Origin of the sequence: Kitasatospora sp. NPDC005751, assembly GCF_040630835.1 — a bacterium.
Taxonomy (GTDB): domain Bacteria; phylum Actinomycetota; class Actinomycetes; order Streptomycetales; family Streptomycetaceae; genus Kitasatospora.
On sequence record NZ_JBEXYC010000048.1, the window covers coordinates 47,676 to 54,281 of the forward strand.

The following is a 6,606-nucleotide window of genomic DNA, read 5'->3' on the forward strand; positions in this document are numbered from 1 at the left end:
CTCGCCCCGGGCGACCGGGCGGGAAAGGAAGACGAACGGTGTTTGCGCAGGTCAAGAACCCAACGGGACGGGTGAGGTAGCGCCGGTGCACATCGTCATCATGGGCTGCGGCCGCGTGGGGTCCGCCCTCGCCAGAGCACTCGAGAAACAGGGGCACTCGGTCGCCGTGGTCGACCAGGACCCGACCGCGTTCCGCCGCCTCGGCGCCGGATTCAACGGCCGGCGGGTCACCGGCGTCGGCTTCGACCAGGACACCCTGAAGGAGGCGGGCATCGAGGAGGCCGGCGCGTTCGCCGCCGTCTCCAGCGGTGACAACTCCAACATCATCGCGGCCCGGGTGGCCCGGGAGAACTTCGGCGTGGAGAACGTCGCGGCCCGGATCTACGACCCCCGGCGCGCCGAGGTCTACCAGCGCCTGGGCATCCCGACGGTGGCCACCGTCCGCTGGACCGCCGACCAGATGCTGCGCCGGCTGCTGCCGAGCGGCGCCGAGCCGCTCTGGCAGGACCCGAGCGGCACCGTGCAACTCGCCGAGGTCGCCTACGACCCGCACTGGGTCGGCCACCGGATCAGCGGGCTGGAGGAGGCCTCCGGCACCCGGGTGGCGTTCGTCACCCGGCTCGGCGAGGGCGTGCTGCCCACGCCGCAGATGGTGGTGCAGGAGGGCGACCTGGTGCACGTCATGGCGCGCCGGGCCGACCTGCCGGCCGTCGAGGCCGCGTTCGCCCAGGGGCCGAAGGAAGAGGGTCACTGATGCGCGTCGCCATTGCCGGGGCCGGGGCCGTCGGCCGCTCGATCGCGAGCGAGCTGCTGGAGAACGGCCACGAGGTCCTGCTGATCGACAAGAACCCGAACTCCATCTCGGTGGAGCGGGTGCCCATGGCGGAGTGGCTGCTGGCCGACGCCTGCGAGATCACCTCGCTGGACGAGGCGGCGCTGCAGCGCTGCCACGTGGTGATCGCCGCCACCGGTGACGACAAGGTCAACCTGGTCGTCTCGCTGCTCGCCAAGACCGAGTACGGCGTGCCGCGGGTGGTCGCCCGGGTGAACAACCCCAAGAACGAGTGGCTCTTCAACGAGTCCTGGGGCGTGGACGTCGCCGTCTCCACCCCGCGCCTGATGTCCGCCCTGGTCGAGGAGGCGGTCAGCGTCGGCGACCTGGTCCGGCTGATGCGCTTCAGCCAGGGCAACGCCAACCTGGTCGAGCTGACCCTGGCGGAGGACACCGAGCTGGTCGGCACCCGTGTCGGCGACGTGGCCTGGCCGCCGGACACCTCGCTGGTCACCATCATCCGCGAGGGCCGGGTCCTCACCCCGGGCAAGGACGACACCCTGGAGGGCGGCGACGAGCTGCTCTTCGTGGCCGCCCAGGAGCGCGAGGAGGAGCTGGAGGACCTGCTCTCCGCGACCTCCGGCGCGCAGTAGCGGCTCCGGCCGACGACGGACGCCACGGCTGGCACGGCAGCGGGGCCCGCACTCGGATCAGAATGCGGGCCCCGCTGCTTGTTGTCCCGGCGGCGGGCTCCGCCGCCGCTACCGGTCGCCCGGCGGCGCCTCGGCCCCGTCCCCGGCCGGCTCCTCGTCCAGCTGCGCCTTGATGGGCGGCGGCGCCTTCAGCAGGATCTGCCAGGTGACGTACATCGCCAGCAGCATCGGCGGGATGCCCAGGGCGACCTTCAGCCAGCCGAGCAGGTTGACGTTGTGGGTGAAGTACAGCGGGAAGAGGATCACCGGCTTGATGCCCATGATCACCACCCAGGCCCAGGTGGCCTTGGTGTAGGCCGCGAGCCGGCCCGGGTTCTGCTTGCGCCAGGTGAACATCTCGCCGGTGATCGGGCCGAGCATCAGCCCGATCATCGGCCAGCGGACCAGTGCCGAGACGGCCAGGCCGATGCAGTAGCCGACGCTCCAGAGCAGACCGGGCAGGTAGAAGTTCTCCGCCTTGCCGGTCTTCATGGAGATCCAGGCGCCGATGGCGACCCCGAAGACACCGCTGAAGGCGTGCTGGACGGTCTCCCGCCGGGCCAGCCGCGCCACCACGAACAGGCCGCTCAGGCCGAGCGCGGCCCAGGCGGCCGCGGGGACCTGGTGGGTGATGTTGTACGTGACGATGAAGACCAGGCCGGGCAGCGTCATGTCGACCATGCCGCGGACACCGCCGAAGGCCTTCATCACGGTGTCGGCGGCCTCACGGGAGGCCGCCTCGCGGGAGGCGGCCTGCCTGGCCTCCTCCTCGCCGGGAGCCGCCTCGACCAGGTCGAGCTGGGCGGCGGGCTCGCCGCCGGAGTGGTTGCTCACGCTCATTCGCTCCCGTGCCCGACCGGACGCAGTTCGTAGCGGGGGTTGAACAGCACGCGGCGCCCGCGTGCGTGGCCGATCCGGCCGCTGGCCACCAGGCGGCGGCCGGGCTCTATGCCGGCGATGGAGCGCCGGCCGAGCCAGACCACGTCCAGCGCCTCGGTGCCGTCGAAGAGCTCGGCCTCCAGCGCGGGCACACCGGCCCGCGGGCGGAGGGTCACCGTTCGCAGGGTGCCGGCGACGGTGACCAGTTGACGGTCCCCGCAACTGGCGATCGGGGTGCAGCCCGACTCCGCCGCGATCTCCTGGCGCAGCTCCTCCGCCTGGAGCTCCTCCGTGGAGGAGGTCAGCCGGCTGAGCATGCGGCGGAAGCGGCCCTGCGGCTGGTCGCTGCTGTTGTCACCACTCATGTCGGAAGGGTACCGGTTTTGCGAGCCGTGGCGGCAGGCCGCGGCGGTGACCGAGGGGCCGGGCGCCCTCGGGGTCAGCCCTCGAAGCGGTAGCCCATGCCCGGCTCGGTGATGAAGTGGCGCGGGTGCGAAGGGTCCCGCTCCAGCTTGCGACGCAGCTGGGCGAGGTAGACCCGCAGGTAGTTGGTCTCGGTCCGGTACGCCGGGCCCCAGACCTCCTGGAGCAGCTGGGTCTGGCTGACCAGCCGGCCGGCGTTGCGGACCAGCACCTCCAGCAGGTGCCACTCGGTGGGGGTCAGGCGGATGTCGGCGCCGTCCCGGTTGACCTTCTTCGCCGCCAGGTCGACGGTGAAGCTCTCGGTGACCACCAGCGAGTCGTCCTCACCGGCCACCGGCTCGGCCCGGCGGACGGCGGCGCGCATCCGGGCGAGCAGCTCGTCCATGCCGAAGGGCTTGGTGACGTAGTCGTCGGCGCCCGCGTCGAGCGCCTCGACCTTCTCGTCGGAGGCGTGCCGGGCCGAGAGCACGATGATCGGCACCCTGGTCCAGCCGCGCAGGCCCTTGATCACCTCGACGCCGTCCATGTCGGGCAGGCCGAGGTCGAGGACCACCACGTCGGGGTGGCGGGCGGCGGCCAGCTCCAGGGCGCCCGCCCCGTCGTGGGCCGCGTCGACCTCGTACTTGCGGGCCTTGAGGTTGATCACCAGCGCGCGGACGATCTGCGGTTCGTCGTCCACGACGAGGACCCGGGTCATACGGGCTCCGCCTTTCACAGCAGTCGGAAGGGTGGTGGTCATACGGGGGACGGGCGGTCGGCCGGCTCGGCCGACGCGGGGTGCCCGGACGGCCCGGGGCGCTCGGCTCGTTCGGGCACCCCGGCCTGCTCGGCCGGCCCGTCCCGGCCGGCCCGCTCGACCGGGTCGGCCCGCTCCGCCGGCTCCGGCGGCCGGTCCACGGCCGGCAGGGTGACGACCATGGTGAGACCGCCGCCAGGGGTGTCCTCGGCGGCGACCGTCCCGTCCATCGCCTCGACGAAGCCGCGCGCCACCGCGAGCCCGAGGCCCACCCCGGCCCCGCGCGGCGCGTCCCCGTACCGCTGGAACGGCGCGAAGATCCGTTCCTTGGCGTCCTCGGGCACCCCGGGCCCCCGGTCGACGATCCGCAGCTCGACCCGGCCCCGGCCGCCCACCGGGTGCAGGGCATCGGCCTTGACCAGCACCTTCACGCCCGCCGGGCTGTACTTGACGGCGTTCTCGACCAGGTTGGCCAGCGAGCGCTCCAGCAGCCCGCCGTCGGCCCTGATCATCGGCAGCGTCTCGGGGACGTCCAGCCGGACGGCCTCCGGCGGCACGCCGCCGAGGGCGAAGGGCACCACCTCGTCCAGGTCGGTCTCCTGGATCAGCGGCGTGACGGTGCCGGTCTGCAGCCGGCTCATGTCGAGCAGGTTGTTGATCAGGTGGTCGAGCCGGTCGGCGCCCGCCTCGATCCCCTCCAGCAGCTCCGCCTCGTCCGCCTCGTCCCACTCGACGTCCGCCGAGCGGAGCGAGCTGACCGAGGCCTTGATGCCCGCCAGCGGGGTCCGCAGGTCGTGCGAGACGGCGGCGAGCAGCGCCGTGCGGATCCGGTTGCCCTCGGCCTCCCGCCGGGCCGCGACGGCCTCCCCCGCCAGCCGGCGCCGTTCCAGCAGCACGGCCGCCTGGGCGGCGAAGGCGCCGAGCAGCCGGCGGTCCTCGGCGGGCAGCACCCGGCCGCGCAGCACCAGCGCCAGCGTGTCGCCGACCGGGACGTCCACGTCGGCGGTCTCCGGTCGCAGCGGCGGCCGCGGACCGGCCGCGGCGACCGACTGCCACGGCCCGAGCGGATCGGGCCGCTCCAGCAACGCGGCGGCGTCCTGCTGGAACGTCTCCCGGACCTGCTCCAGCAGCGCGGTCAGGACGCCGTCCCCGCTCGGCGCGCCCCGCAGCACCGTGCCGGCCAGCGCGCTGAGCGTCTGTGCCTCGGTCTGGCTGCGGGCCGCCTGGTGGGTCCGCCGGGCCGCGAGGTCCACCACGGACGCGACGGCGATGCCGACGGCGGTGAAGATCGCCACCGCCATGATGTTCTGCGGCTCGTCGATGGTGAAGGTGTGGATCGGCGGGGCGAAGTAGTAGTTCAGCGCCGAGGATCCGACCAGCGCCGCGCCGATCGCCGGGAAGAGACCGCCGACCAGCGCCGCGCAGACCGTCAGGGACAGGAACAGCAGCATGTCGGTGGAGAGCCCGAGGCCGTCGACGTGGGTCAGCAGCAGGGCCAGCAGCGGCGGGCCGCCCAGGCCGATCAGCCAGCCGGCCACGGTCCGCGACCGGCCGAGGTCGGTGACCCGGCGGACCGGCACCCGGCCCAGGCCCTTGGCGGCCTGCTCGTGCGTGACGATGTGCACGTCGATGTCGCCGGAGGCCCTGGTCACCGTGGTGCCCACGCCGGGGCCGTAGAGGTACTGCCAGGCGGGCCGGCGGCTGGTGCCCAGCACGATCTGGGTGGCGTTCACCCCGCGGGCGAAGTCCAGCAGCCCGGCGGCGGGGTCGTCGGCGAGCACCGCGTGGAAGCTGCCGCCGAGGTTCTCCACCAGCGCCCGCTGCTCGATCAGCGTCTGGGAGGAGCCGGATCCCGAGCCGGCCAGTCCGTCCGAGCGGGAGATGTGGACGGCGAGCAGTTCGCCACCGGAGCCGCGGGCCGCGATCCGGGCCGCCCGGCGGATCAGGGTCGCCCCCTCCGGCCCACCGGTCAGGCCGACCACGATCCGCTCGCGCGCCTGCCAGGTGCCCTTGATGCCCTGCTCGGCCCGGTACTTCTGGAGGTACTCGTCGACCCGGTCGGCCGTCCAGAGCAGGGCCAGTTCGCGCAGTGCGGTCAGGTTCCCGGGGCGGAAGTAGTTGGCGAGGGCCGCGTCGACCTTCTCCGGCGCGTAGACGTTGCCGTGAGCCAGCCGCCGGCGCAGGGCCTGGGGCGACATGTCGACCAGTTCGAGCTGGTCGGCCCGCCGCACCACCTCGTCCGGCACGGTCTCCCGCTGCCGGACCCCGGTGATCCCCTCGACGACGTCGCCCAGAGACTCCAGGTGCTGGATGTTCACGGCCGATATGACGTCGATGCCGGCCGCCAGCAGCTCCTCGACGTCCTGCCACCGCTTGGCGGTGCGGGAGCCCGGCACATTGGTGTGCGCGAGTTCGTCGACGAGCACCACCTGCGGACGGCGGGCCAGTACGGCGTCCAGGTCCATCTCGGTGAACGCGGCGCCCCGGTGGTCCAGCTCGCGGCGCGGGACGACCTCCAGGCCGTCCACGAGCTCGGCGGTGTGCCGCCGCCCGTGGTCCTCGACGAAGCCGACCACCACGTCCGTGCCGCGCTCCCGCCGCCGGTGCGCCTCGGAGAGCATGGCGTACGTCTTGCCGACCCCGGGCGCCGCTCCGAGGTAGATCCGCAGCCTGCCGCGTCCCATGTGCACCATTCTTGATCCGGCCGGTTCCGGGGACCACCCCGGACACGTGTTCCCCTCACCTTGGAGACTACGGCGTGGCCTGCGATTCTCCAGCGATCCGGCCGCTGATCAGGCAGTTTTAGCGGCATTTTGACGGCGGAAGCGGCTCGGCCGGGGCACCGCCAGCCGCCCCACGGCCCCAGGTGCCCTCGGCCGGTCGGTGGTCTCCGGGCCTCTTTGGGCCTCTCCGGGCCTCTTTGGGCCTCTCCGGGCCTCTCCGGATTTCTTCGGGCTGACCGGGATCGCCTTGCCCGGAAACGCAAAGAACCCCCCGATCCGTAAGGATCGGGGGGTTCTTTGGAATGATTGTTCGGCGGCGTCCTACTCTCCCACAGGGTCCCCCCTGCAGTACCATCGGCGCTGTGAGGCTTAGCTTCCGGG

Annotated in this window: 6 protein-coding genes; 2 read left to right on the top strand and 4 right to left on the bottom strand. The window is 72.9% G+C overall.

Annotated features, from left to right (window positions below; translation table 11 throughout):
* Positions 1–85: 85 nt before the first annotated feature.
* The gene (locus ABZ497_RS28960) at positions 86–754 is read left to right on the top strand and encodes a TrkA family potassium uptake protein (RefSeq protein WP_329487684.1); all 669 of its coding nucleotides are present in this window, start codon (positions 86–88) and stop codon (positions 752–754) included.
* A complete protein-coding gene (locus tag ABZ497_RS28965) occupies positions 754–1,425 on the top strand; it encodes a TrkA family potassium uptake protein (protein WP_329487685.1) in 672 nt (223 codons plus the stop codon). The genes ABZ497_RS28960 and ABZ497_RS28965 overlap by 1 nt, the downstream gene beginning before the upstream one ends.
* A 108-nt stretch (positions 1,426–1,533) precedes the next feature.
* Here ABZ497_RS28965 and ABZ497_RS28970 read toward each other — a convergent pair whose 3' ends face one another.
* From ABZ497_RS28970 to ABZ497_RS28985, 4 genes are all read right to left on the bottom strand, one after another.
* Complete coding sequence (locus tag ABZ497_RS28970) at positions 1,534–2,298, bottom strand: DUF3159 domain-containing protein (protein WP_359809412.1); 765 nt, start codon at positions 2,296–2,298, stop codon at positions 1,534–1,536.
* A 2-nt stretch (positions 2,299–2,300) separates the two neighbouring features.
* Positions 2,301–2,708 carry an OB-fold nucleic acid binding domain-containing protein gene (locus ABZ497_RS28975; protein ID WP_329487687.1) on the bottom strand — a complete coding sequence of 136 codons (408 nt, stop codon included), beginning with the start codon at positions 2,706–2,708 and terminating at the stop codon, positions 2,301–2,303.
* 74 nt (positions 2,709–2,782) lie between these two features.
* Positions 2,783–3,463: a response regulator gene (locus tag ABZ497_RS28980; RefSeq protein ID WP_329487688.1), complete on the bottom strand. Its 681-nt coding sequence runs from the start codon at positions 3,461–3,463 to the stop codon at positions 2,783–2,785.
* 38 nt (positions 3,464–3,501) lie between these two features.
* Positions 3,502–6,186: a sensor histidine kinase KdpD gene (locus ABZ497_RS28985; protein WP_359809414.1), complete on the bottom strand. Its 2,685-nt coding sequence runs from the start codon at positions 6,184–6,186 to the stop codon at positions 3,502–3,504.
* Between the last annotated feature and the right edge of the window lie 420 nt (positions 6,187–6,606).